Origin of the sequence: Niastella vici (assembly GCF_002077945.1) — a bacterium.
In the GTDB taxonomy this organism is placed as follows: domain Bacteria; phylum Bacteroidota; class Bacteroidia; order Chitinophagales; family Chitinophagaceae; genus Niastella; species Niastella vici.
Map to the genome: position 1 here is coordinate 118,606 of NZ_LVYD01000051.1, position 24,895 is coordinate 143,500.

Genomic DNA, 24,895 nt, shown 5'->3' on the forward strand with positions numbered 1-24,895 from the left:
TTTGCTATATTCGTTGCTCAAAAATAACGCATCCATATCATTGGCCACTCTTAAAATCAACTGTCGACATGCTGCTTAGTCTTGCAAAGATGAAAAAGAAAATGCTCCTTAACCGGTCAGCTTTCAGAAGGTTTTTAACAAAGCTGGAGAAGAATCCGCCCCGCGGGCTCGATAATCTGGCAGTGGAAACTGATAAGCAGGTTTGGGCAGAAACCGATTGTCTGGCCTGCGCCAATTGCTGCAAGACCATGACGCCTACCTTCACCAATACCGATATCAAGCGCATTTCGGCCCATCTTGACATGACTGAGGAGGCCTTTAAAAAGAAGTGGCTGAAGAAGGACCGGGCGGGCGATTGGGTGAATACCCGCCAGCCATGCCAGTTCCTGAACCTGAAAGATAACAAGTGCTCTATTTATGAAGTACGGCCAAAAGACTGCTCGGGCTTCCCGCACCATACCCGCCGCCGCATGATCGATTATATGCACGTGTTTAAACAGAATATTGAATATTGTCCGGCTACCTTCAGACTGATAGAGCGGATGATGGAGAAAACCAATGAAAAGCCTCAGTAATTATAAATAAACATCCTCTATAAAAAAGTATTCTACCGGCTGACCGGGCAGCATGGTGATCGATAAAATATTGAATTGCACCTCGCGCCATTGCTGGTTTTGGTACATATAGGCCCGGGCGGCCTGTAGCAGGTTCTTAATTTTCTTTTTTGATACGCTTTCCTCCGGATGGCCGAATAACAGGCTGCTCCTGGTCTTTACTTCTATAATGTGCAGCACATTATCCCGTGACGCAATGATATCGATCTCATACCGGGCATAGCGCCAGTTGCGCTGTAAGATGGTAAACAGTTGCTTTTGCAGATAGGCAACAGCCATATCCTCACCTTTTTTACCAGTATCATGATGCTGATAGCTCATGGCATTTTTGTATCATTGCAAATTACTGAAGATATATGTCGAACAATACCAAAATATTTAAACTCCAGGGCAAGGTTCAGCATTATACCTGGGGCGGAATGGATTTTATTCCTGCGCTGTTGCATTTGTCGAACCCCGAAAAAAAGCCCTTTGCCGAATACTGGATGGGGGCACATGATAATGTACCGTCTGAAGTAGAGCTGCCTGACGGTAGCCTGCAACCGCTTAATGCTTTTATAAAGCAGGATGCGGCTGCTTTGCTGGGGCCCGCTGTTCATCAACGTTTTGGCCGCCTTCCTTACCTGTTCAAGGTGCTCGATGTAAAAGATATGTTGAGTATTCAGGTGCATCCTACAAAGAAAGCAGCTGAATCGGCATTTGCTGCCGAGAATATGAAGGGCACGCCATTAAATGCACCGAACCGCAATTATAAGGATGATAACCACAAGCCGGAGTTAATGCTGGCATTGAGCGATTTCTGGTTGCTGCACGGGTTTAAATCGCCCCAGGCGCTGGTGACCATCCTGATGCAAACACCCGAGCTGCAATTCCTGGTGCCGGTATTTGACAATGAGAATTATCATGCCCTGTACGAAAGGGTAATGACCATGGACCAGCAGGAGGTTGATGAGCGTTTACGCCCCTTGCTCGACCGCATCGTTCCCCTGTATGAAAAAGGATTTCTTGACCGCAGCCAGGAAGATTTCTGGGCAGCGCGGGCTGCTAAAACATTTTGTGAACCGAACCGGCTCGACCGCGGTATTTTTTCTATATACCTGTTCAACCTGTTGAACCTGAAACCCGGAGAAGCCATTTTTCAGGATGCCGGTATTCCGCACGCTTATCTCGAAGGACAGAATATGGAACTAATGGCCAATTCTGATAACGTGTTGCGTGGCGGGCTCACCAATAAATATATTGATGTACCGGAATTGATGCATCATACGAAGTTTGAAGCAGTGATCCCCAACATCCTCACAGGCACTAGTGGTGCAGTTACCGGTGAAACAGCTTTTCCCACGCCGGCGGCTGATTTTGAATTACGCAGGCTGGTGCTGAAATCCGGTTCCACCGTATCGCTGACCGCTTCCACGGCCGAGATCTTTTTTGTGTATGAAGGGGCAGTGAAAGCGAAAGCAGGCAGTACTGAAATTTCCCTGGGTAAGGGCGAAACCATGCTGGCCACGGCCGGCGCTTCTTTTGAGCTGCAGATAAGTCAGGATGCGGTGTTGTTCAGGGCTACAGTTCCGCAGTAAGTGAAGTAAGAAGTAGGGAATAAGAGGTAAGAAGATCCTGAATTTCAAAAATTCACATTTCATTTTACGGCTACCCTGTAATTCAGCCTAAAAATAAATTCCATTGGCCATTCCGGTTTCCGGGATGGCCTCTTTGTTTGCCCAGACTGCCAATTACAGTGGTCTAAAGCCAAAACCAACGGCCATTGAGGGGTATATTTCCTGGCAGGAGATATACCTTTTTTATGCTATTAGGTTTGGGTCTTGGTTTAAAATAAAGCAGATTGAATGCGTTATAAATGCACATTAAACATATAGGAAATGCAGCTTTTACCTGGGTTTGGTCTGCGTTTTATCTGGGTTTGGTCTGGGTTTAGTCTGTGTTTGAATAAAGAAATACGAAAGGAAACTGTAGCGAAGATGTCAGCAGGTCGCACCTCCTTTACTAAATATTCAGGCCCGGGTAAAACTGATTTACCCAGGCCTGAAAAAGTTCAATATGTAGCTGGAAATGTTATTAAACATCGCCACCGAAGCCGGTGTCATCGAGCAGGTTACCCCCATCGGCAGCGGCAGTGGCCAGTTGGTCGCACCGGTTATTGAACGGGTTATCGGCATGGCCTTTTACCCATACAAACTTTAGCTGGTGTTTCTGCATCAATTTGTAAAAACGGGTCCACAGGTCTTTATTCTTCTTACCCCCTTTAAAATCGGTGGCAATCCAGTTTTTCAACCAGCCTTCCATAACCGCTTTTACCACATACTGGCTGTCGGAGTAAATCGTGATCTTTAATCCCTCGCGGTTGAGGGCTTCCAGAGCGGCGATCACCGCCATAAGCTCCATGCGGTTATTGGTAGTACGGCGATAACCGGCCGAAAGTTCTTTGCGTGAAGCGCCCCATTGTAAGATAGCGCCATACCCACCCGGTCCGGGGTTGCCGCGGGATGCGCCATCAGTATAAATAACCAGTTCTTTATTCGAAGAAGTTGTCAAAATGAATACAGCTTATTTTAATGAGCCGGCAAGATACTATACCTGAATGACACCCGTATTAAAAGGTGGAATATCGGGATTGTGATTGGCGGCGGCCAGGCTTTCTGAAATGATCTGCCGCGTTTGCGCCGGATCAATAATAGCATCTACCCACAGGCGGGCAGCTGCGTAATAAGGCGTTGTTTGCTTTTCGTACCGGCCTTTTATATCGTTCAACAGTTTTTGTTCTTCTTCGGGTGGCACCTCACTGCCTTTGGCCTTCATGGCGCTTACCTGTATTTGCAGCAATGTTTTAGCAGCCTGTTCGCCACCCATTACGGCAATCTTTGCGCTGGGCCAGGCATAAATAAACCGTGGGTCGTAGGCTTTACCGCACATGGCGTAATTACCGGCGCCATAAGAATTTCCTACAATGACAGTGATCTTGGGTACTACCGAATTGGCAACCGCGTTCACCATTTTAGCGCCGTCTTTTATAATGCCTGCATGTTCGCTGCGCGAACCCACCATAAAACCGGTAACATCCTGCAGGAACACCAGTGGTATTTTTTTCTGGTTACAATTCATAATAAAGCGGGCCGCTTTGTCGGCACTGTCGTTATAGATAACGCCGCCCATTTGCATTTCACCCTTCGCGCTTTTTACCATGGTGCGCTGATTAGCTACAATGCCTACTGCCCAGCCATCGATACGGGCATAACCACAAAGAATGGTTTTGCCATAATCCTGTTTGAATTGTTCAAATACCGAGTCGTCGGTGATCTGTTCAATGATCTGCAACATGTCGTAGGGGCGGGTAGGGTCGGCCGGCAAAATGCCGTAGATATTTTGCGGGTCCTTTTTAGGTGGTTTGGGTTTGCTGCGGTGGAACCCGGCTTTGGGAGTATCGCCCAGTTTAGAGATGATCTTTTTTACCTGGTCGAGGCATTCCTGTTCGGTCTTGAATTTATAATCGGCGATACCGCTGATGGCGTTATGCGTAACTGCACCGCCCAGCGCTTCTGTATCAATATTCTCCCCAATGGCGGCTTTAACGAGGTAGGGGCCGGCCAGAAAAATGGAACCGTTGCCTTCCACCATCAGGGTTTCGTCGCTCATGATAGGCAGGTATGCACCGCCGGCCACACAGGCGCCCATAACGGCCGCAATTTGCGTTATGCCCATGGCGCTCATGCGCGCATTGTTCCTGAAGATTCTGCCAAAATGTTCTTTGTCGGGGAAGATCTCATCCTGCATGGGGAGGAACACGCCCGCACTATCAACCAGGTAGATCACCGGTAAATGGTTTTCCATGGCGATCTCCTGCAGGCGCAGGTTCTTTTTACCGGTTAGGGGGAACCAGGCCCCGGCTTTTACAGTTTGGTCATTGGCCAGTATAACACATTGCCTTCCACTCACATACCCTACACCGGCAACGGTACCGGCGGCCGGGCAGCCGCCCTGTTCTTCATACATGTCCCAACCGGCAAAGGCGCCGATCTCTACGAATGGGGTATCAGGATCGAGCAGATAGTTGATGCGTTCACGGGCCGTTAATTTGTTCTTTTCTTTCTGTTTGGCAATCGCTTTTTTACCACCGCCCAGGGCCACCTGTGCAAAGCGTTGGTTCATTTCGCTGAGGGCCCTTTTCATGACATCCTCGTTGCGGTTAAATTCTAAATTCATGTAGTTTTTGTAGTAATTGTTTTTGTTATAATTAGCAAATTAGCTAATTATTTTACTACAGCGAGGGCCATTCCATCATATTCTTTCACGCCCACCATTTGAAGAATGGTGGCAGTTACAGCCGTACTGGCTGCCAGCACTTTATTAAAACGTTGCGCGCCCTTTACAGCGGCATCTGTGGAATTTTTATCGAGCACCCTGCCATCGCGGATCACATTGTCGGCCACAATGAGGGTACCGGGGCGCGATAACCGAAGTGCCCATTCAAAATATTCGGCATAAGGCGGTTTATCGGCATCAATGAAGATCATATCGAAAGGACCGGCGCCTTCGGCATGCAACTGGGGTAAAATATCAAGTGCTTTTCCTGTTTTAATTTGTACCTGCGTTGCCAACCCCGCGCGCTCAATATTCTTTTGCGCAACAGCAGCGTGTTTGGGATCTGCTTCCAACGTGATCAGTTTTCCATCGGAAGGCAAAGCCCTGGCCATCCAGATGGTGCTGTACCCCGCCAGTGTTCCCAGTTCGAGGATGTTTTTGGCGTTGCACAACAAGGCCAGTATTTGTAAAAATTTACCCTGGTTAGGCGATACACTGATGGCCGGCATTCCTGTTTCTTTGAGTGAACGGGTGGCGGCTGTCAGCGCTTCATCTTCCTGGCCAACCAGCTTGCTGATATAATGATCTACAGATTCAAACAATTCGTTATTCATTTTTATCTCCGCTATTTGTTTTAATAAATTCTACCAGGCTGAAAATATTACTGTCGAGGTAATACTGTTTTAGTTTTTGCTGAATGGCCGGATAATCTTTAAAGAAAGGATACAGGTTTTGTTTGGCCTTCTCATATTTCTTATCCTGCATTTTTATCATTACCGGAAAAGCCGCATATTCCTGTTTTTCTTCCTTTGTTTTTTCAAAGATGATGTTGGGGTAGGTTTCATATTTGCCCTCAAGGGCATTGTAGCCAAAATACAACACATAGTAAACATTTATTTTGCCGGTATAAATTACCTGGGCAAAGGTTTGCTTCAGCTTCGACATTCTGTTAAGTAATGGAAAATCTTCGCCATATACATCGAGGTTGCTCAATGTTTTAAACTGCAGGCTGTCGGTGTTGAACCCCTGCAGATCATTGACCGCATATTTTTCTTCCTGTTCCCTGTTTGGTTTGAACCAGAGTTTTTCATTGGGAGACGGGAACCATTTGATCAGCCCTTTTTTCTGCGTGGCATCTTTCATGGTAATGGTACCCGGAACAAAATCCTTTGCAAAGGGGTAGCTTTGCGCGCGTACAGACCAGGTTACGAACAAACCCACAACAATTAATAAACTTTTCATAGTATTATTGTTAGGGTGAATTTAAGCAAAATATGCTAATTTGATCATCCCCGGCGTTTGCCGGGATCAGTACATTAACAATATATGTGGAGGAAAAAAACTGCCTGGTTTATTTTATTAGGTCTGGCTATTGGTATTAAGATTTTTTCTTTATTCCCCGATGCGGTGGAGCGGTATTATGCTTCGGGGTTCTATCCTGTTATTTCAAAACTCCAGCGCATTTTGCTTGGCTGGCTACCTTTCAGTGTGGGTGATATCTTTTACGCACTAGTTATAGTTTGGTTGTTATACAAGCTGTATCATACTACGCGGCGTATTGTAAAAAAGCAAACGACTAAAAAATACTGGTTGCAGGCCCTGCTGCAAGTTGGGTTTGCTGTGCTGATCGTATATGTATCTTTTAATTTATTATGGGGGTTGAATTATAACCGGCGCGGCGTGGCCTACCAGTTAGGTTTGAAGGTTCAGCGTTATTCAAAAAACGACCTGGTGCAGGTGATGCAGCAGGTCGTGATTCGCCTGAATGTGCTTGACTCCGCTTCCCACGTTAACCGCGAAGCCCTGAACCGAAAACGGAATTTATTTGATGGCGCCACATCGGCCTACGGTCAGCTGAAACAACATGATGCCCATTTTGCGTATTCATTCAGGTCGGTAAAGCCTTCATTGTATAGTTACCTGGGAAATTACCTGGGGTATACCGGTTATTACAATCCATTTAGCGGTGAAGCGCAGGTGAATACCACTGTGCCTTTGTTTGTGCAGCCTTTTACAACCTGTCATGAAATTGGTCACCAATTGGGCTATGCCAAAGAGAATGAGGCGAATTTTGCAGGGTATTTGTCGGCCAAATCTTCAACAGATGCGCTGTTCCGGTATTCCGTGTATTTTGACCTGTACAGTTATTCGCGGTATTATTTATATGCACAGGATTCAGTAACCGCCAAACAGCTCGATGCGCAATTGCCGCCCGGCTTCAAAACCGATTATAAGGAACTAAGACAATTTATAAAAAAGTACCGGAACCCCATTGAAGTGATCATTGATCATTTGTACGGGCAATACCTCAAGGCGAATGAGCAGCCGGGTGGTAAATTAAGCTACAATGAAGTGGTGGCGTGGTTAGTAGCCTACTACAAAAAGTTTGGAGCAGAAGCGATATAAAACCAATTAGCTAATGAGATAATTAGCTAATTGATCTTTTTTGCCCTCTGCCGATTGCCAGATATAAGATTGAACCTAAAAAGGGGAGCAAAAGCACAACAAGTACCCAGATTATTTTATTATTGGGTTCCTGGAATTGCGATCTGATAATATCAATAAGTGCCCAAATGGGCAGAATAAACACAATAAAAATAACTCCCAAAATAATCAGCCATTCGAGGCCGCCGGGCATGGAGATGAGCAGGGGCATATGAAAAGGTTTTTTGTTAACCTAATATAGGAAGAAAATGGAGATCCGGTTTTAGAACTTATTCTTCCACATCATGCTTTCAACCGGTTTGTCGGGTTGACCACTGTATTTGGCGTCTTTCTTCTGATTGTATTTAATGGCAATTTCACCCTCAACCGGAAAATAGATCAATTGTCCGATGGGCATTCCTTTATATACTTTTACCGGTTGTTTTACCGAAATTTCCAGTGTCCAGTTGCCACAGAAACCAACATCTCCCTTGCCGGCGGTAGCATGGATATCGATGCCGAGGCGGCCGGTACTTGATTTCCCTTCCAGAAAAGGTACATGGGCATGGGTTTCGGTATATTCTTCCGTTACGCCCAGGTAAAATACATGGGGATATAATACAAAACCCTCCTCAGGGATCTCAAAATATTCAATTTCGTTGTGCTTTTTGGCATCCAGTATATGCTCCCGGTACGTTGCCAGGTATCTGCCCAGATGCACATCGTAGGAATTACTGCCCAGGCACTCTCGTTTATAGGGTTCAATGCGGATGCTGCCTTTCTCAATTTCTTCCAGTATGCGTTTATCCGACAAGATCATGTGATGTGATTAGTTTATATTTGATTGTTGTTTAGCAAAGGCTTTGTTGCGCTCGAAAATTGGTGCAATGTATAATCTAAAACGCTACTGTGGCACTGTTTTATCAACATAATATTAACGAGTATACAAAATTGGGCATCTGGCGAATAGAAGAGCCGGAGGCGTTTTACCTGGAAAAAGTTCCCCTGAAGAAGGGCGTATCGCATCCGTACAAGCGGTTACAACACCTGGCGGGCCGGTTTCTGCTGCCTACCCTGTATACCGATTTTCCCCTGGAAGAGATCCTGGTGGCTGACACCCGCAAACCCTTTCTTGAGAGTGAGCAATACCACTTTTCCATTTCGCATGGGGGCAATTTTGCCGCTGCCATTGTCAGCAGCAAAAGCCGGGTGGGCGTTGATATTGAGCTGGTTTCGAGCCGCATTATCGCCATTTCGCATAAATTCCTGCATTACAGTGAAAAACTGTTCCTGAACGACTGGGTGCACCTCACAAAGATGCACCTTGAACTAACCACTGTGCTGTGGAGCGCCAAGGAAGCCATTTATAAATGGTATGGCCATGGCGAACTCGATTTCAGGCAACATATGCAGTTGTCGGGTCCCATTACCTTCAAGGCCGATGAAACCATTGTACTGCCTTTTGTGTTCAAAAAGCAGGAGCCGGTACACCTTACGGTAGAAGCCAGGATCTTCGATCAGCTGGCGTTGGCCTGGGTTATGACGGGGGGGTAAAACCCGAAATAAGAGGTAAGAAGTATGAAGTACGAAGTAAGAAGTACGAAATTCAGGTTCTTCCTACTTCTTACATCCTACATCTGACCAATTTACCAAGAGTTACTCATCTACCAGTAAAGCATCTGTATCGTCTATTAGATCTAATTGAATATTATCGCTGCCCGCGATGCCTTCAATTGACCCCTTGATATGGGCTGCGTTCAGTAATACCTTTTCCAGTTGTTTCTGGCGCATTTTCCACAGTTTTTCCATGGCCTCGCGTTCCTTCTGGATCGACTGGTTCATGGCCTGGAATCCTTCCCGGATGGCTTTCCATTGTTCGCCAAATTCATTGCTGGTCAAATAGGCATATAACATATGCATTTTGTCGCCCTTGTTTTCCTGGGTTTTGGCGGCCATAAACACTTTGAGAATACCGTCCCGCAGCACATGCACCAGTGAGAGGGCGTCGGGGAAAGAACAGATCCAGATGCCATCTACCTGGCCAAAACTGCTCACCTGTTCGGGCAGGGCATGGGTTACAATAACCCCCACATCGGCCGAAGTGCTGCGCATATCGGCTTTTAGTTTTTCGATCCAGTTCTTATCAAAATGCTTGGTGCGTTTGCTTTCAAAAATGATGGAACCGCATTCCTGGCCCAGGTTGTTGCGAACCGTTAAAACGCAGTCGGCTCCCCGAACCCCTTTACCCACTTCGCAAACCAGATCGAAGGGGAATGCTGCTTTCAGCATTTCTTCCAGAATAAGTTCCTGCACTTCACCCTGCAATTGCATGGAACCCTGTTCGGCTTTGCGCCGCATTTCTTCTGCCAGCTTTTTTTGATCGTCGAGTTGTTTTTCAAGCTCGCGTAAACGCAGCTGGTATTCGGATTCCCGGGCAGCCGTTTTTTGTTCTTCCAGTTTGCGCAACTCTTCTGATAATTTCGTCCGTTCTTCCTGCAATTTGCGTTGAACCGAAAGCTCCAGCTCGGCCTCTTTATTTTTCAGCGCCTGTTCTCTTTGCAGAAATTCCAGTTCTTTTTGCCGGGCCTGCGACAGTTTGTCTTCCTGTTCTTTATTGGTTTGCTGAAGTAAATGCAATTTGGTTTCGAAATCAGTGGCAATGGATTTGCGCAAACTGATTTCGAGCGATTGTTGCAGCCGGTTGGTTTCTTCCTGCAGTTTTTTTGCAAACTCGGCGTCTTTATTTTGTGCTTGTTGGATCAGCTCTTTTTCACGTTTGGCAAAATCCTCTTCCTTTTGTTTTAAGAAATGCTGCATCTTCTCTCTTAGTTCTTTCTTAATATCTTCAGAAACAGCATCTTCAATGGCAAACTTGTGTCCGCAGCCGGGGCATTTTATATCTGTAGCCATGTACGAATTTTGCGCAAGTTAAGGAAAAGGGTGGGCAACGGGCAAAAGGCCCAAGCAACCGGCCTCATGCGCCTTGCGCCACCGCTAAGCTATGGAGGCATGCAGCTGCGAAGCATCAGTGGCTTGCGCCAAAGCTTCAGCGACGGAGCACGAAGCAAGGTTTGCATTCGTAGCAACACCATCTACAGGTTAACATGTACCTTTATCCGCTCTTCATATTTTTTTTAATGATGCAGGAATTTTCCTACTTTCGTATACCTGTACAAATGTTCCCCGTGCAGGTTGCCCAACCAATAGCTAAAACCAGAGATTGCCAAGGTTCCATATCCCATCAGATCAATGCAATCTGCCTTGTCCTGAATGTATTATAAGTCATAAACATACCGTACATATGTTTACTACAAAGTTCTGGCTTATTATACCACTGGTTTAAACTTCAAGTAATATTTCTGAAAGGTGGCTCTGTATACTGATCAGGCAGCTTAAACATGAAGGTTATTTTTCCCGATTACCTATGGATGTACGTATGAGCGGTTAACTTAACGTATGGCAATGGGTTATATCTAACGGTTAATCATATTGTGAATTAAACCCTTCACCGTGGCTACCCATAAACGTATTGCTGAACTCATTGTAAAGCACCGTAGAAATACATTGAGCGACCATGAACGGCAGGAGCTGGAAGCGTGGTGTGGTCTTTGTGAAGAAAACCAGTTACTGTTTGAACGGTTGAATCGTCAGGCATATCATACTGATAGCCTGGTTGAATTTTATAGCGAAGCCATAAACGGAGAAAGGGGAAAGGTTCGACCCTTATTCCCCCGGCAGGGAAGGCAGCGTTTTGTAGCGGCAATAACGTATATGGTTATTTTAGGATGCCTGTTGTTTACCGGTATTACCCTGTATTCGGGATTGCAAAAGGGCGCCGGTAAAAAAAGCGCGGCAACAAATAGCCGGGCTTCGTCAGCATTGAGCAATGCGGTATTACCCGATGTGCACCGGGTGCAGCTCAAACTGGCAAACGACCGAATTGTGTATCTTGACAGCAGCGTAAACGGACATATTGCCTTGCAATACAGATCAGTGATCTACAAACAGGGCGATGAGGTACGGTATGAATGGTCGAACGGAGATGCCCAACCTGAACTAGAATACAATACGATCACCACGCCCCGGACAAGAAAATTTGTTTTGGAATTGCCCGATGGCAGCAAAGCCTGGTTGAATGCTTCTTCAAGCATCACTTTCCCTACAGCGTTTATCAACAAGGAACGTATTGTACAAATAACCGGAGAAGTATATTTTGAAGTGAACCCCCAACCTGTATCGCCTGGCACTGGCCAGCAAATGAAGCCTTTTATTGTATATGCGAATCCGCTGCCCGGTGGTAAAGGCGGTGGCGCCATGATAGAAGTGTTAGGGACTCATTTTAATATAAATGACTATGGCGATGAACCGGCTATTAAAACCACCGTGTTGCAGGGAAAGGTGAGGGTAAGCAACCGGTTTGGCCCGCTAACCGATATTGTACATGCGGTCAGCCGGTTGAATCGTAAAGCTGCCAAACAGCCGAATGAGCAATCGGCTGTATTAATTCCCGGGCAGCAGGCCAATGTTAACGGTGATGGACAGCTTGAAGTAATAAAATATGCCGATATTCAGGAAGTAATGGCCTGGCAAAAAGATCTTTTAATATTTAATGACCTTGATATAAAGCAGATCATGCAACAGCTATGCCGGCAATATGATCTTGAGGTGGAGTATAAGGAACCGGTAACCGGTCATTATACATTATCAATGACCAGGCAGTTAACTGTAGAACCGGTATTGAAGGCGCTTGAATTATCGGGTGGGATTAATTTCGAAATTGAGGGCCATAAAATAATAGTTTCTCAATAGTGGGGGAATTGGGTTAAGGGAATTATCAGGAGTAATAAATTGCGATAGAACTTTATACAGAGCCGGAAGAGCCGGTTCAACTCGTATTTAAAAAAGTGTAATGCTAGCGAATGCTAATCACAACGACCAAAACATGACTAGAATATTGTTAATGCTTTGTTTGGTAGCGTGTTTTCCGGTTTATGCACAATCCCAGAATTATTTTACCATATCAGTGGATGATGTTCCGCTCAGGAAGGTATTTAAGCTGATTGAGCGCTCTGGCGATTATTACTTCGCTTACAGGACTGAATATTTGCAAAATGCACACCGGGTTTCGGTGCATGTAAAAGAAGGGACCATTCATGAAGTGATGAAACAGGCGCTGAAAGGGTTGGGGTTGAACTATTTGATCGTAGGCAATATGATCACTGTGCGGCCTGATTCTTCTATGCCCTTGATTCAACAACCGAATTTATTAACTATTGAAGGGCGTATCACCAATGAAGCCGGAGAGCCATTGGGAAGTGTTTCTGTGGAGGAAAGCGGTACGCCTTCAGGCACTTTATCAAAACCGGATGGACAGTTTAAAATTGCGGTAAAGCCCAATTCTGTATTGACTTTTAGCTTTGTAGGGTATGAGCCTGTTCATAAACAGGTAAAAGTCCAGTCGTTTATTGTTGTGCGATTGAAGCCACTGGTAAAAGATCTGGATGAAACGGTTATAATAGGTTATGGTAAAACTTCAAAGCGGTATAATACCGGCTCCATTTACAAATTGAACGCGGTTGATATTGCGCGCCAGCCGGTTTCTGATCCGCTGGCTACCCTGCAGGGACGGGTGCCGGGCTTGCTGGTGATACAAAGCAATGGGTTACCGGGTTCCGCCTATAAAATTCAGTTACGCGGGCAAAGCTCCATTGGTATTTTGCCCGGGCATTTGCCGCCCAACGATCCCCTCTTTATCATTGACGGCGTTCCTTATGCGCCCAATAACAATCCGCTGGTGGCTGTTGCTTCCGGTTCAGCATTAGGCGAATCGGGCAGAAGCCCCTTATCGTTTATTAATGTGGGTGATATTGATCATATAGAAGTGCTGAAAGATGCCGATGCAACGGCCATTTACGGAAGCCGTGGTTCAAACGGTGTGGTGCTGATCACTACCAAAAAAGGGAAACCCGGTGTGCCTACTTTTACCTGCGATATTAAAAGTGGCTTTAGTAAAATTACACGTTATGCCACCATGATGAATACTGCCCAATATGTACAAATGCGGCAGGAAGCCCTGAAGAATGATGGAAAAGTAGCAGACCAGACTACTGCCCCCGACCTCATCGATTGGGATACTACCCGTTACACCGACTTTAAGAAAATGTTGATCGGCGGCCAGGCAGCCACCAATAATGTACAACTCGCCTTATCAGGTGGCACCAACCGCCTGCAATATTATGTTGGGGCCGGGTATCATCGCGAAACAACCGTTTTTCCCGGCGATCTAAAGAATGACCGCTTATCGGGCCATGTTAACCTGCATTATCAGAGCAGAGATTCCAACCTCAATGTTAATTTATCTGTGATCATTAACAGAGATAAAAACAGGTCGATCGCGAATGACCTGACCGGTGTAGTGAAAATGGCGCCGAATGCCCCTGTGTTATATGATTCAATGGGCAAATTAAACTGGACGCAGGGAAACCTGGATTTTTTCAATCCCATGGCTTTTTTACTTCGAACTTATGAGTCAAAGACCAGTAATCTGCTGGGTAATCTTGACATCAATTACCGCATTGCAAAAGGCCTGGTATTTAAAACAAGCCTCGGTTATAACCGCTTGCACTCAGATGAGATCAGCATAACCCCAGGTAGTAGCCAGGTACCCAATGGTGGCACCAGTCCTGAAGGGTACTCTTATTTTGGAAAGATCATCTATAATAGCTGGATTGCCGAACCGCAACTGGAATATAACCGGTATTGGCGCTTTGGCAAGATCAGCGGGCTGGTAGGTACAACCATGCAGGTACAAACCAATACAGTGACCAAGATGGATGCTTCTGATTTCCCGAGTGATGCACTGTTGCGTTATGTGAATGAAGCAGGAAAACTGGTTACCAAAGAGGTGAATACCGAATACCGGTATGGGGGTGTTTTTGGCCGGTTGAACAGCATACTGCGCGATAAATATTTAATTAATCTCACCGGCCGTATAGATGGCAGCAGCCGATTTGGCCCGGGCAAACAGGTAGGTACATTCTGGTCAACCGGCCTGGGCTGGCTTTTTTCAAACGAACCTTTTATAAAATACACTGTTCCCTTTATCAGTTTTGGAAAATTAAGGGCCAGCTATGGGGTTACGGGTAACGATCAGATCGGCGATTATAAATACCTCGACAAATGGGAAGATATAAACGGCACTTATTTAAACAGCAGGGGCATTATTCCTGTTCAACTGGCAGATAGTAATTACAGCTGGGAAGTAAGCCGTAAGCTGGAAGCGGCTCTTGAACTGGGGCTCTTCAAGGACCGGGTGTGGATGTCAGTGGGATATTTCCGCAACCGTACAGGTAATCAATTGATATCTTATATTTTGCCGGTAATTACGGGATTTCCCAGTTATGCCGCTAAAAATTCCCCGGCTGTAGTGCAAAATACGGGTTGGGAAATGCAGATGCAAACCAAAAATAAATTGAACCGCTTTTGGCAACTGGGCGGTACTGTTATGCTGACCATACCCCGCAATAAATTAATTGCCTTTCCCAACCTGGTTACCTCATCGTATGCCGGTACACTGGAGATGGGACAATCGCTTTCTATTTTAAGAGGGTTACAATATACCGGCGTGGACCCGGTCAAAGGTGTATTTACATTTAAAGATCAGGATGGAAATGACACCATAAACTACCCCAAGGATTACCGGATACTTGGGAATTTTGATCCGCGTTGGTATGGCTCAGTTCAAACGAATATACAATACAAAGGCTGGCAGTTGGATGTATTCTGGGAGATCAGAAAACAACGGGCATACAGTTATCTATATTCCATGTATGTGTCTACTCCACCTGGTACCATATTGTTAAATCAACCTGTAATGGCCCTGAACCGCTGGCAGAAGCCTAATGATCTAGCTTCATTGCAGCAATTCACCACCGGCGCCAAAGCTGTAACCCAGGATGCCAGCGATAATTTTACACAATCTGATGGACCCATTGAAGATGCTACCTTCTGCCGGTTAAAGAATATTGAATTATCCTGGCGTTTGCCGGTGCAATGGATGAAGAATATCTCTCTTAAGAACTGCCGGGTGTATATGCAGGCGCAAAACCTGTTCACCATTACCCGGTATCAGGGAACAGATCCTGAAACGCGAAACCTATCAACTTTACCTCCGTTGCGAACAATTGTAGCCGGGGTTGAATTAAGTTTTTAAACAACGTTTATGAAATGGTTAAATAATAGTAAATGCTTTTTTATAACCGGTATGTTGATCATACTCATTGCTACTGGTTGCAAAAAGCTGGTGCAGGTGAAGGAACCGGACGACTCATTGTCAACTAATACAGTATTTTCAAACGACTCGCTGGCACAGGCTGCTGTAAATGGGATTTACATAAAAGTGTTGAGCGTTCCAAAATATTTTCTGAATGGCGGCATGAGTTTATTTCCAGCCCTGTCAGCAGATGAGTTGGAACGCACTGTTTCATTGAGTAGTGAAGATCAATTCATTTCCAATTCGATCCTTTCAGGCAATCAATTGATATACGTTAACATCTGGAAGGCAGCATACATCTATATTTACCAATGTAATATTTGTCTGGAAGGATTGCGTAAGTCAACTGGCGTTTCAGCCGTATTAAAAACGCGGTTAACTGGCGAAGTACAATTTGTTCGTGCTTTATGTTATTACTACCTGGTAAATCTATTTGGCGATGTACCATTGGTATTAGGCACCAATGCCGATGTAAATGCTTTAATGGCGCGCACGCCGGCTGAGGATATATATATACAAATGGAAACAGACCTGGGGGCAGCCAGTGATGCATTGGCTGTTGACAGGCCTAATACTAGCCCAACAAGCTATGCGGCCAAGGCCTTGCTCGCCCGGGTTTACCTGTATCAGCAAAAATGGAGCAAAGCCGAACAAATGGCAACGGCCGTTATCGATTCCAAGCAGTTTATGTTGGAAAGCAATCTTGACACTGTGTTTAGATGCAACAGTAAAGAAACGATTTTTCAGTGGGCGCCTGTGGCCGACAAAATAAATGCCCCTGAAGGTAATATTTTTGTGCAGTCAAATGCTGGTTCGCGGCCAAATTATAAGTTGACCAATGGATTGCTGGCCGCCTTTGAAACCGGTGATCTGCGAAAACAATATTGGGTAAAAACAACGACCGGTAACCCGGTTTATAATTATCCTTACAAGTACAAAATATACCAGTCAACTTCTCCTCCTGAAGAATATAATATTGTATTAAGGCTGGCGGAACAATACCTGATACGGGCGGAAGCTCTGGCTCACAAGGAGATGATCCCGGAAGCCGTAGATGATATAAACAAGATCCGTAGCCGCGCACAATTATCAGGCATTTCCCGATCAATAAGTAGTGAGCAATTTTTTCAGGCATTGGAACAGGAGCGGCGTATTGAATTGTTTGCAGAATGGGGCCATCGCTGGTTTGATTTGAAACGAACCAACCGGGCCAATACAGTGCTCAAGGATTTTAAGGGAAGCAACTGGAGCTCAACCGATCAATTATATCCTATTCCGTTTTCCGAATTGCAAGCTGATCCAAACCTGGAACAAAATGGCGGTTACGATTAATGTATAATGATGAAGGAAAACAAAAGGCGTATCATGTTTTTGCGGGAACACATTGTGTTATACAGGTAAACATGATACGCCGGCTGCATTGGGATCAGGGGTGAGAATAAAGGATTTTGTCGGGTGTTCCTGTAATAGGAACCGGAGTGCCAGATCCGTCAAAGGTTACATTGCCAGGAGCCCAGCCCTTTTCCTGCAGGGTCTTTGGGTTTTGTGTGCTTTCATTCCAACCCGTGTTTGCCTCTTCAGTGGCAAGCGTGGCCTGGTGACTGTACACAGTGTTAGGATCAAACCAATAGTAATTGATCTGCACGGCAACTTTTTGGGTTTTGAAATGAGGTTTTACAGCAAAGGGAGTTGTCAGCATTATTACAAATGCCACCATGAACAAGGTTAATGTAGTTTGTTTCATAATGTTGCTGCTTTTATTCTTCAAAAAGCAGGAAAAACATTGAGTGTATAGAATGATGATTGTACCCGTTCATTGCAAGGCATAGGAATCCCTGTCCGGTGTTTGCACCAGACTAGTCATGAGATCGGCAGTAACGCAAATGGCGAAATTTTTAAGGGCGCGGAATCACGAATAGGTTGTGATAGGAAACAGCTTGCTTGTAAGTGGATAACGTAAAACGAGGTAAGTAAGGCTTGAAAAATTGAATTAAGCTGAAAAGGTTGGAGCGCGTATTCAATTCATGATTAAAGGTAGGAGAAAGAAAATATATTTTATAAAAATATTTCGTTATTGATTAGTTGTTGATAAAATACAAATTATAGCTAAGTGAAATGTTTAATGTTTAGTTTCTGAAACTTCATGGTCTGTTATACACTAACCAAAAACGTTAGATCATGTTTTGCGTAGATTCAACACCGTGAGATGTAAAAAGGAATTGGTAAAATATCGTTGTTTTGTTTACTGCTTTATTTCTTTGATCCTTTCTGTTTTCAATGCACAAACAATTTTGTAGTGGGTTTTGCTCGGCCCCCAACTGTTTCCACACTCATTTTGGGTGCGATTGGCGTCATATTGCCCAGGCGCTCAGTAAGAAATAGAATAATGCATAAATAGTTAACATTGCAACTATTATAAATAAATATTTTTTCCCACTGTTTAGTAAAAAGGGGGGGGATCGGTGTTTTTATTTATAGAGTATGTATTGGGAACCCTTTAGGGGAGGCTGTTGGTGGGGGCAGGCAATAATTGACAGGAAATATGTCTCAAAACGCGGAAACCTCAACAGCTTATTTGTTCAGCAGAAATGATGGAGTTAACTAAAGCTTATTGAAAATAAATAGACTACCGATTTATCACATGGAAGAACGCACCGGCTGTTTTGCCATTGGGCCGCAGCCGGTTTTTAAGAGAACCTGTATCAACCTCCATATATCCATTAGTACCAAAAATGCCATGAAAAGAAAGAAAACTAAATGTGTTGCGACATTTCAAAAACTACATGATCATGAGGAATGCAGACCAATTAACGAATGAGAAAAGTAAACGCCTAAAGCAACAGAAGATCCCGGAGTTTGAAAAAGTCTTTCATCTGTTCAACCCAGCTCTTTGTTTTTTTGCCCGCCGGTTAGTAAATGACGGGGCCATTGCCCAGGACATTGTAACTGATGTTTTTGTAAAGCTTTGGCAAAAACAGTCTGATTTTCAGACGGTATATTCTGTAAAAGCTTTTTTGTACATCAGTACCCGCAATGCCTGCCTCAATCATAACCAGCAGGTGCAGTACCAGGCGCGTATCAGGGAAAATATCCGCCAGCAATCGAGTGAAGTTGAAACTCATGAAATGAATGAAGCTATTCATGCCGAGGTTTTACGGCAGGTAAACAAAATTGTAAATGACCTGCCCGAAAAATGTAAAGAGGTTATGCTGTTGAGCTATACCAAAGGCCTCGATTGCCATGAGATTGCGCGCAAAATGAGTCTTTCTGTGCACACCGTCAGGAATCAGAAGAACAGGGGCGTTCATTTAATTAAAAACAGGTTCCACTTCTCAGAAGAACTGGTGCCTATTTTGTGATCATCACTATTTACTGCTACAAAAAAATACCCATCATAACCGTTGGTCATGATGGGTAAACATGTTTTGTTGTAATTACTATTTTTTTCTTCTTCCTTCCAGGATGCGGTAAAATGACCGGCTTCGTATTTCATCGATCGTAAGCCCGGTAGCCGTGGCTTCTTCTTCAGAAATAGCGCCGCAATTCATTGCTTTTAAAAAGAAATTGAGCAGGCCCTGCCCGGTGGCGGCGTCATCGAAGATATCTTTCGTTAAAGTAGAGATGGCGGCCCGTTCAACAAATGTTTTTAACCGGAATACCGCATCTTCATAACTGTTTAAAAAGAAATTGTACGTGGCGGCATACCTCATGGGCAGCTGCGCGGGGTTTAGGTCCCAGCCCTGGTAAAACCCATTAATGAGCGAATGCATGGTATGATGAAAACCGGTACGCCAGGCCTGGTGCACCGATTCCCGGTTCTCAGCCATTTGTTCAAAACTCAACTGATCGCCGCGATGGGGGCCAATAGGCATAACGTTGGTGGCGCCATCAGACAAAAATATGCCGGTGCCGGCCAATGCTACTTTTGTCATATGGTGGGCAAAATCGCAAACCGGATGCGCCATTGTTTGGTATTTTGCCGTGATGCCACAAGAGGCGGTGTAATCATAAGTGCCAAAATGGGCCGCTATGCATCTTCCTTCGCTGGCTTTTATAATGCGCAACAGGGGATTGCGGCCTTCGTCATCCATAATTATTTGTGTGGCTTCTACCATGGTTTCCATTTTCAACGAACCGGGCGCCAGCTGATGGGCTTTTTCCAACAGTTCGAACAAGCGCACCAGTGTTACCACCTGCTCAGGAATGGTTACTTTAGGCAGCATGACTACGAAATTATCCGGTAAAACGCCATTGGTGCTTTCAAGCAGGGTTGAAAGAAAAATATCCAGTGTGCGTACACCCCGTTGCTTCAGGTCTTCTGTAAATGGTTTAATGCGGATCCCAATAAAAGGCGAAACGGTTTTGTTTTTCATACCCATTGCCAGTTTCCGCGCTGCCTGCGCCGCAGTTGCATCTTCTTCGGCATCGGGCCGGTTGCCAAATCCATCTTCAAAATCGATCCTGAAATCTTCCACCGCCTCCTGCTGCAGCTTTTTAATGATCTTGTTATATACAGTATACGAAAGCCAGGCTGGTTCCTGCTTCCGCATGGCGGCTGACATTGCATCCAGCTTTTGGGTCAACGCCTCAATATCGTCCTGATGTTTGGGTAAATGTTCATGTCCGTTTAATTGCAATACGTTTGCGAGTACCACAAAATTAGGGGCATAGGTTTGCAGGTTTTTCAGGGCTATTTCACCCATCTTAACACAGGTATCTGCTTTAAACAGGTTGGCGCCCCCGTACACCGTATGTACCGGTTGGCGGTCGGGTTTGTCGCCCGGATAAGTTTGCTGGAATTTGAGATTGGCTTGTTGCAATTGCTCAAGCAACACCATTTTCTCTTTTTCCGGAATGGAAAATTTCATATTGCTCCTTTATTGTAAAATAAAATTTATAAAAGATTCACGATCCCCGGTAGGTGGAGTAGCCAAACGGATTTAACAACAGCGGCACATGGTAATGCGATCGATCAGTAATGGAAAAAACAACTTCCACGAACGGATAAAAAGATGAGATCATTAACTGCTTGTAATAATCTCCCGTTTCAAATTTCAATTTGTACAATCCGGCCGGTAATACTTCCTCTTTTGGCAACCAGTCGGTAATGCGGCCATCGTGGTTGGTAATGCCCCGTACGATCTCTTTCCACTCAGTTCCCTGCTGCTGGTATAAAACGATCTGCACACCGGCAGCCGGTTTGCCCTGGGTGGTATCTAAAATATGTGTGGTTAACTGGCTCATAATGGTGGGGGCTTTAAGATTCTATGCCAAATAGTTTTTCCAGCCTCAGTTTGGTGATCTTGAGTTGTTCTTCCATGGCCACCCCGATCTCCACTTCGGGATTATTATATAACCGTTGGTTTAATAGCTGCAGCATTTCATCGGCTGTTTTGCCAGTGGCGCAAACGATAAAAATATAGCCGAACCGTTCTTCATATACCTCATTTCCTTCGGCCAGTTGCTGCAGGGTTTGTTCCGATGCCTGCCTTACCGACGACTGTTCACCTTCTGCCCATTGCGCGGTATCGGCAAATTTATCCCTGAGCGAATCAATATCACCGATCCTGGGGTGGTGCGAAAATGCTTCGCGCCAGTCGGCCTCATGACAGGCATACCATTGTTCTTCGGCTATTTCCAATAGGTCGACCAGGTCTTCAGCCGGCGGGGCGGCAATCATATTGTTCACCCAGGTGCTGCTGCCACAACATTGCTGTAGCAATGCTTTCTTTTTTTCCGGATCGAGGTGATCAAATTCGGCGATGGTCATAGTCGTTGATTTTCGTGAATGGTGAATGGTCAATGGTGAATGACTCACTCAAATTTATGATTTCCGTTCTGGCGCATTACTCAAAATGGCACACTACACCAGCGTGGGAAACCTGTTCACATTCTTATAGTAAATATACACCGCCGGCTCTTTGCCCATGGCGGTGAACCATTGCTGGCAATAGGGCGCCATCCAGATTGCATCTCCCTTTTTAATCGGGTACCATTGATGATCGAGCATATATACGCCCTGACCTTGCAAATACAGCAAACCATGTTCCATGATGTGCGTCTCTACAAAGGGCAAATGCCCGCCCGGGTCATAGGTGAAAATATTCACGGCCATATCGAAAGATAAATTATCTGGCAGCAATACCTGCAAGCGCAAAGCCGGATCATTTAAGTAAGTTGGGGCTGGAACGGTAGCCGCATCGCCAAACAATGTCAATGGTACGGGGGCTTCCTGCAGGGGCTCATACTCTTTGTGAAAGGTAAGTATTTTGGTGCCAGGTGTTACTTCATCAAACACGTATTCTTTATGAATGGGAACATATACAAACTGGCCGCCGGTCATTACTTTCGACTCGCCGCTAACGGTTGCCTTGCATTTACCTTCTATAACATAAAAGAATATTTGTGATTGCCGGGTACTTCCGGTAAGAGATCCCTCTTTTTGCAAGGTGATCAGGGTTTGACACAACCGTGCTCCCATTTGTTCATTGATGATCACGTTGACTGTGCAGTTCGCCCAACCCGGCACATTGCTGTTGACATAGCCATCCGCACTAATAACCGCATGATTGCTTTTTACGACCGATCTTGTTAACGCTGAAATTTCCATATTAACCGGCATTATGTTTTTTAATAAGAGATTGTATAAAGTTAGCCGATACCTCCACTGCTGCGGCGATATCGTTCAATTCAACATTTTCCAGCGGGTTGTGGCTGATGCCTTTAAAACATCGCACAAACAACATGGCGACCGGTGATACCGGCGCTACTGCTACCGCATCATGACCGGCTCCGCTTACCAGGTTGATGGCTTCATAACCTGCCTGCTGAACCGACTGCGTGAGCAACCGGTTCAAATTGGCATCGGCCTTCACCGGATTGGTTTCCTGTACCGGTTCCCAGGTAAAGGCGATATTACGCCGCTTACATATGGCTTCGCCAAGTTGCTCGAGGTAAATAAAGCAGGATGTTAACACGGCCTGATTGGCACTTCGTAAGTCGAGCGTACAACTCACTTCGCCGGGAATTACATTACTGGCTGCATGGGCAATTTGTAAAGTGCCAACGGTTGCCAGTACCTGCTGCATATGACTGCTGGCGAATCGCTCTGCTTCCAGAATGAATTCAGCTGCGGCACATAAGGCATCGTTGCGCATTTGCATAGGTACGGTTCCGGCATGCCCTGCTTCTCCCCTGAAAGTGATGGCAATTCTTTTTTGTCCGGCAATGGCCGTAACAATACCAACGGGAATATTTTTTTCAAACAATACGGGTCCCTGTTCAATATGGATCTCAAAATAGCCCAGCCAATTGCCCATAGGGATGGCATCCTGGGGTAACAGGGTAGGGTCGCCTCCCATTGCCTGAATTACATCATATAACTTAGCACCAGCATTATCCTGTTTGGTGAGCAGGCTGTTATCGAATTGCCCGGCCACTACTTTGCTGCCCAGGTAAGTGGTATGAAAGCGGCAGCCTTCTTCATCGCAAAAAGCAATGAGCTCAAGGTGAAAGGGAAGGCGGGTGTTTTGTTTAACCAACTGTTCAACCAGGTTAATTCCCATGAGCACGCCCAGCGGCCCATCGAATTTACCGGCATTGACAACCGTATCAATATGCGATGCAATGACCAGTGTTTTCGCACCGGCTTTTGCCGAAGCCAGTCTTCCTCTTACATTGCCAATATGATCAATGTGGGTTTGTAAACCTGCTTCCTGCATCCATTGGGCCACTAGCGTTCTCCCTTTTATGAAAGCATCGGTGCCGTACGTACGGGTAATAACACCTGGCGTTTCACTGATGGACGCCAGTTCATTGATGCGTTGCTGAATAATGGTTGCCTGTTGTAGGTTATGGGGTATCAAGTGTTATTATTTTTCCTTTGTTTGGGGCTGGGAAATTTCCCTTATCAAAAACCAATTCACCGGCCAGCCAGGTTTGTTCTACCACTCCATATAATTCCTGGTTCAGGTACGGTGTTAATTTATGTTTATGATGTAATTGATCAGCTGTTACTATGAATTTTTTATTGGGGTTCCATACAACAAGATCGGCACTGTACCCCCTGGCTATTTTCCCTTTTAGTTTTTTCAGGGCAGAAAATTCTGCCGGGTTGGTGCTTAGCCATTTGGCCATGCCGGCCACCGGTATATTCCGCTGGCGGGCGGCGGTCCACAGAACAGGCAATGCCAGTTGCAGCGATGCAATACCGCCCCATGCTTTCATTAAATTGCCCGATTCCACTTCTTTCAGGGCCGGAGGGGCCGGGGAATGGTCTGTTGCTACAAAATCAATGATGCCATCCTGCAAAGCCTGCCATAATTGTTCGTTGTTCGCTTTTTCCCTGATAGGTGGTGCGCATTTGAAGGCGGTTTGTGCATCGGGTATTTCTTCTGCATTAAAATACAAATAATGCTGGGCTGTTTCCACGGTAAGGGGCAACCCTTTTTCCTTCGCCTGTTTTATTTGGGATATTGAGTTGGCTGTTGAAAGATGTACGATATGCACATGGCACTGATATTGCTCACAAAGCCGTATCATCAATGCAATGGCTTCGTCTTCCCATGCTGCAGGCCGCGATGCCAGATAGTTTTTATAAGAGCGTTCGTTATTCTCCGTTTGTGAGCTTGCAGGGGTGGTTAATTCGCAATGTACCAGCAGCGGCAGTTTATGCCGGGCAATAATGGGCATGGCCTTGTGCAGGTCATTTTCAGTGACATTGGGAAATTCATCAATACCACTATGGGTAAGAAATGCTTTAAAACCCAGCACGCCTTTTTCTATCAGCTTTTCAATTTCTTTATCATTTCCGGGAACAATACCTCCCCAGAAACCACAGTTAATCTGTAATTGTCCGGTTGCTGCTGCGGCTTTTTTATCGAAAGCTTCGGCGGTGGTGGTGACCGGTGATGAATTCAGGGGCATATCAACCAGGGTAGTAATACCGCCGGCTGCTGCCGAGCGGGTACCGGTCGCAAACCCTTCCCAGTGTGTACGGCCGGGTTCATTCAGGTGAACATGGGGGTCAACCAGCCCCGGCATTAGCACCGAATCGCCAATATCAATGGCCTCGCGTTTAAGGTGCGGTGGTAGGTTGGTGTCAAAACCGGTAATGACACCATCCTGAATTGATACAAAGCCTTCCCTGATACCCTCAGGAGTACAAATGTTTTTACCTTTTATGACCGCAAACACCATAATAGAATATTAAAGGCTCTACTAAAAATAGACAATTAATTGTTTATATTGAGTATGCAATCATCAAAATACG

General features: G+C 45.4%; 23 protein-coding genes. 8 read left to right on the forward strand and 15 right to left on the reverse strand.

Going from position 1 to position 24,895, the window contains the following annotated elements:
- Window positions 1–68 precede the first annotated feature (68 nt).
- Window positions 69–575, forward strand: coding sequence for a YkgJ family cysteine cluster protein (locus tag A3860_RS20855; RefSeq protein ID WP_081149339.1), 507 nt, complete (start codon window positions 69–71; stop codon window positions 573–575).
- Here A3860_RS20855 and A3860_RS20860 read toward each other — a convergent pair whose 3' ends face one another.
- On the reverse strand, window positions 576–935 hold the full coding sequence (locus A3860_RS20860) for a YraN family protein (protein ID WP_081149342.1): 360 nt from the start codon (window positions 933–935) through the stop codon (window positions 576–578).
- Between the two features lie 35 nt (window positions 936–970).
- Between A3860_RS20860 and manA the strand changes: the two genes are divergently transcribed.
- On the forward strand, window positions 971–2,191 hold the full coding sequence (gene manA / locus A3860_RS20865; protein WP_081149345.1) for a mannose-6-phosphate isomerase, class I: 1,221 nt from the start codon (window positions 971–973) through the stop codon (window positions 2,189–2,191).
- A 496-nt stretch (window positions 2,192–2,687) separates the two neighbouring features.
- On the opposite strand, the gene rnhA is transcribed toward manA, so the two are convergent.
- The 4 genes from rnhA to A3860_RS20885 are packed head-to-tail and all read right to left on the reverse strand — an operon-like array spanning window position 2,688 to window position 6,170.
- A complete protein-coding gene (gene rnhA, locus A3860_RS20870; protein WP_081149347.1) occupies window positions 2,688–3,164 on the reverse strand; it encodes a ribonuclease HI in 477 nt (158 codons plus the stop codon).
- A 36-nt stretch (window positions 3,165–3,200) separates the two neighbouring features.
- The gene (locus A3860_RS20875) at window positions 3,201–4,829 is read right to left on the reverse strand and encodes an acyl-CoA carboxylase subunit beta (protein WP_081149350.1); all 1,629 of its coding nucleotides are present in this window, start codon (window positions 4,827–4,829) and stop codon (window positions 3,201–3,203) included.
- Window positions 4,830–4,876: 47 nt separating this feature from the next.
- Complete coding sequence (locus A3860_RS20880) at window positions 4,877–5,542, reverse strand: O-methyltransferase (RefSeq protein ID WP_081149352.1); 666 nt, start codon at window positions 5,540–5,542, stop codon at window positions 4,877–4,879.
- Complete coding sequence (locus tag A3860_RS20885) at window positions 5,535–6,170, reverse strand: hypothetical protein (protein ID WP_081149355.1); 636 nt, start codon at window positions 6,168–6,170, stop codon at window positions 5,535–5,537. Before A3860_RS20885 ends, A3860_RS20880 begins: the two co-directional genes overlap by 8 nt.
- Before the next feature lie 84 nt (window positions 6,171–6,254).
- Here A3860_RS20885 and A3860_RS20890 point away from each other — a divergent pair, with 84 nt between their 5' ends.
- Window positions 6,255–7,334 carry a DUF3810 domain-containing protein gene (locus A3860_RS20890; RefSeq protein WP_081149357.1) on the forward strand — a complete coding sequence of 360 codons (1,080 nt, stop codon included), beginning with the start codon at window positions 6,255–6,257 and terminating at the stop codon, window positions 7,332–7,334.
- 22 nt (window positions 7,335–7,356) lie between these two features.
- Here A3860_RS20890 and A3860_RS42300 read toward each other — a convergent pair whose 3' ends face one another.
- Together A3860_RS42300 and dcd are read right to left on the reverse strand one after the other, a co-directional pair.
- The gene (locus A3860_RS42300) at window positions 7,357–7,584 is read right to left on the reverse strand and encodes a PLDc N-terminal domain-containing protein (protein WP_081149360.1); all 228 of its coding nucleotides are present in this window, start codon (window positions 7,582–7,584) and stop codon (window positions 7,357–7,359) included.
- Between the two features lie 51 nt (window positions 7,585–7,635).
- Window positions 7,636–8,172, reverse strand: a complete 537-nt coding sequence (gene dcd / locus A3860_RS20900) for a dCTP deaminase (protein WP_081149362.1) — start codon at window positions 8,170–8,172, stop codon at window positions 7,636–7,638.
- A gap of 89 nt (window positions 8,173–8,261) precedes the next feature.
- Here dcd and A3860_RS20905 point away from each other — a divergent pair, with 89 nt between their 5' ends.
- The gene (locus A3860_RS20905; RefSeq protein WP_081149365.1) at window positions 8,262–8,906 is read left to right on the forward strand and encodes a 4'-phosphopantetheinyl transferase family protein; all 645 of its coding nucleotides are present in this window, start codon (window positions 8,262–8,264) and stop codon (window positions 8,904–8,906) included.
- 102 nt (window positions 8,907–9,008) lie between these two features.
- Here the strand turns inward: A3860_RS20905 and A3860_RS20910 are convergent, their stop codons facing one another.
- Window positions 9,009–10,262 (reverse strand): DUF2130 domain-containing protein, encoded by a 1,254-nt coding sequence (locus tag A3860_RS20910; protein ID WP_081149368.1) that lies wholly within the window; start codon window positions 10,260–10,262, stop codon window positions 9,009–9,011.
- 600 nt (window positions 10,263–10,862) lie between these two features.
- On the opposite strand from A3860_RS20910, the gene A3860_RS20915 reads away from it, so the two are divergent.
- From A3860_RS20915 to A3860_RS20925, 3 genes are all read left to right on the forward strand, one after another.
- A complete protein-coding gene (locus A3860_RS20915) occupies window positions 10,863–12,161 on the forward strand; it encodes a FecR family protein (RefSeq protein ID WP_081149370.1) in 1,299 nt (432 codons plus the stop codon).
- Window positions 12,162–12,294: 133 nt separating this feature from the next.
- Window positions 12,295–15,564, forward strand: a complete 3,270-nt coding sequence (locus A3860_RS20920) for a SusC/RagA family TonB-linked outer membrane protein (RefSeq protein ID WP_158085316.1) — start codon at window positions 12,295–12,297, stop codon at window positions 15,562–15,564.
- 9 nt (window positions 15,565–15,573) lie between these two features.
- Entirely contained in the window at window positions 15,574–16,956 is a 1,383-nt protein-coding gene (locus A3860_RS20925) for a RagB/SusD family nutrient uptake outer membrane protein (RefSeq protein ID WP_081149375.1), read from the forward strand.
- 94 nt (window positions 16,957–17,050) lie between these two features.
- On the opposite strand, the gene A3860_RS20930 is transcribed toward A3860_RS20925, so the two are convergent.
- Window positions 17,051–17,368 (reverse strand): hypothetical protein, encoded by a 318-nt coding sequence (locus A3860_RS20930; protein ID WP_081149378.1) that lies wholly within the window; start codon window positions 17,366–17,368, stop codon window positions 17,051–17,053.
- Window positions 17,369–18,413: 1,045 nt separating this feature from the next.
- Here A3860_RS20930 and A3860_RS20935 point away from each other — a divergent pair.
- Entirely contained in the window at window positions 18,414–18,983 is a 570-nt protein-coding gene (locus A3860_RS20935; RefSeq protein ID WP_158085317.1) for an RNA polymerase sigma-70 factor, read from the forward strand.
- A gap of 78 nt (window positions 18,984–19,061) precedes the next feature.
- On the opposite strand, the gene A3860_RS20940 is transcribed toward A3860_RS20935, so the two are convergent.
- The 6 genes from A3860_RS20940 to allB all read right to left on the reverse strand — a co-directional run bounded on the left by A3860_RS20940 (window position 19,062) and on the right by allB (window position 24,822).
- Entirely contained in the window at window positions 19,062–20,492 is a 1,431-nt protein-coding gene (locus A3860_RS20940) for a DUF6986 family protein (protein ID WP_081149383.1), read from the reverse strand.
- 37 nt (window positions 20,493–20,529) lie between these two features.
- Entirely contained in the window at window positions 20,530–20,868 is a 339-nt protein-coding gene (gene uraH, locus A3860_RS20945) for a hydroxyisourate hydrolase (RefSeq protein WP_081149385.1), read from the reverse strand.
- Between the two features lie 13 nt (window positions 20,869–20,881).
- Window positions 20,882–21,394 (reverse strand): 2-oxo-4-hydroxy-4-carboxy-5-ureidoimidazoline decarboxylase, encoded by a 513-nt coding sequence (uraD, locus tag A3860_RS20950; protein ID WP_081149388.1) that lies wholly within the window; start codon window positions 21,392–21,394, stop codon window positions 20,882–20,884.
- A gap of 93 nt (window positions 21,395–21,487) precedes the next feature.
- Entirely contained in the window at window positions 21,488–22,234 is a 747-nt protein-coding gene (gene allE / locus A3860_RS20955; RefSeq protein WP_081149504.1) for a (S)-ureidoglycine aminohydrolase, read from the reverse strand.
- 1 nt (window position 22,235) lies between these two features.
- Window positions 22,236–23,489: an allantoate amidohydrolase gene (locus tag A3860_RS20960; RefSeq protein ID WP_081149391.1), complete on the reverse strand. Its 1,254-nt coding sequence runs from the start codon at window positions 23,487–23,489 to the stop codon at window positions 22,236–22,238.
- Complete coding sequence (allB, locus tag A3860_RS20965; protein WP_081149394.1) at window positions 23,476–24,822, reverse strand: allantoinase AllB; 1,347 nt, start codon at window positions 24,820–24,822, stop codon at window positions 23,476–23,478. The genes A3860_RS20960 and allB overlap by 14 nt, the downstream gene beginning before the upstream one ends.
- Between the last annotated feature and the right edge of the window lie 73 nt (window positions 24,823–24,895).

Bases quoted from the DNA above. Each gene is read 5' to 3' on its own strand.
- A3860_RS20855 (WP_081149339.1), top strand. From the start codon at position 69: ATGCTGCTTAGTCTTGCAAAGATGAAAAAGAAAATGCTCCTTAACCGG.
- A3860_RS20860 (WP_081149342.1), bottom strand. From the start codon at position 935: ATGAGCTATCAGCATCATGATACTGGTAAAAAAGGTGAGGATATGGCT.
- manA (WP_081149345.1), top strand. From the start codon at position 971: ATGTCGAACAATACCAAAATATTTAAACTCCAGGGCAAGGTTCAGCAT.
- A3860_RS20875 (WP_081149350.1), bottom strand. From the start codon at position 4,829: ATGAATTTAGAATTTAACCGCAACGAGGATGTCATGAAAAGGGCCCTC.
- A3860_RS20880 (WP_081149352.1), bottom strand. From the start codon at position 5,542: ATGAATAACGAATTGTTTGAATCTGTAGATCATTATATCAGCAAGCTG.
- A3860_RS20885 (WP_081149355.1), bottom strand. From the start codon at position 6,170: ATGAAAAGTTTATTAATTGTTGTGGGTTTGTTCGTAACCTGGTCTGTA.
- A3860_RS20890 (WP_081149357.1), top strand. From the start codon at position 6,255: ATGTGGAGGAAAAAAACTGCCTGGTTTATTTTATTAGGTCTGGCTATT.
- A3860_RS42300 (WP_081149360.1), bottom strand. From the start codon at position 7,584: ATGCCCCTGCTCATCTCCATGCCCGGCGGCCTCGAATGGCTGATTATT.
- dcd (WP_081149362.1), bottom strand. From the start codon at position 8,172: ATGATCTTGTCGGATAAACGCATACTGGAAGAAATTGAGAAAGGCAGC.
- A3860_RS20910 (WP_081149368.1), bottom strand. From the start codon at position 10,262: ATGGCTACAGATATAAAATGCCCCGGCTGCGGACACAAGTTTGCCATT.
- A3860_RS20920 (WP_158085316.1), top strand. From the start codon at position 12,295: ATGACTAGAATATTGTTAATGCTTTGTTTGGTAGCGTGTTTTCCGGTT.
- A3860_RS20925 (WP_081149375.1), top strand. From the start codon at position 15,574: ATGAAATGGTTAAATAATAGTAAATGCTTTTTTATAACCGGTATGTTG.
- A3860_RS20930 (WP_081149378.1), bottom strand. From the start codon at position 17,368: ATGAAACAAACTACATTAACCTTGTTCATGGTGGCATTTGTAATAATG.
- A3860_RS20935 (WP_158085317.1), top strand. From the start codon at position 18,414: ATGAGGAATGCAGACCAATTAACGAATGAGAAAAGTAAACGCCTAAAG.
- A3860_RS20940 (WP_081149383.1), bottom strand. From the start codon at position 20,492: ATGAAATTTTCCATTCCGGAAAAAGAGAAAATGGTGTTGCTTGAGCAA.
- uraH (WP_081149385.1), bottom strand. From the start codon at position 20,868: ATGAGCCAGTTAACCACACATATTTTAGATACCACCCAGGGCAAACCG.
- uraD (WP_081149388.1), bottom strand. From the start codon at position 21,394: ATGACCATCGCCGAATTTGATCACCTCGATCCGGAAAAAAAGAAAGCA.
- allE (WP_081149504.1), bottom strand. From the start codon at position 22,234: ATGGAAATTTCAGCGTTAACAAGATCGGTCGTAAAAAGCAATCATGCG.
- allB (WP_081149394.1), bottom strand. From the start codon at position 24,822: ATGGTGTTTGCGGTCATAAAAGGTAAAAACATTTGTACTCCTGAGGGT.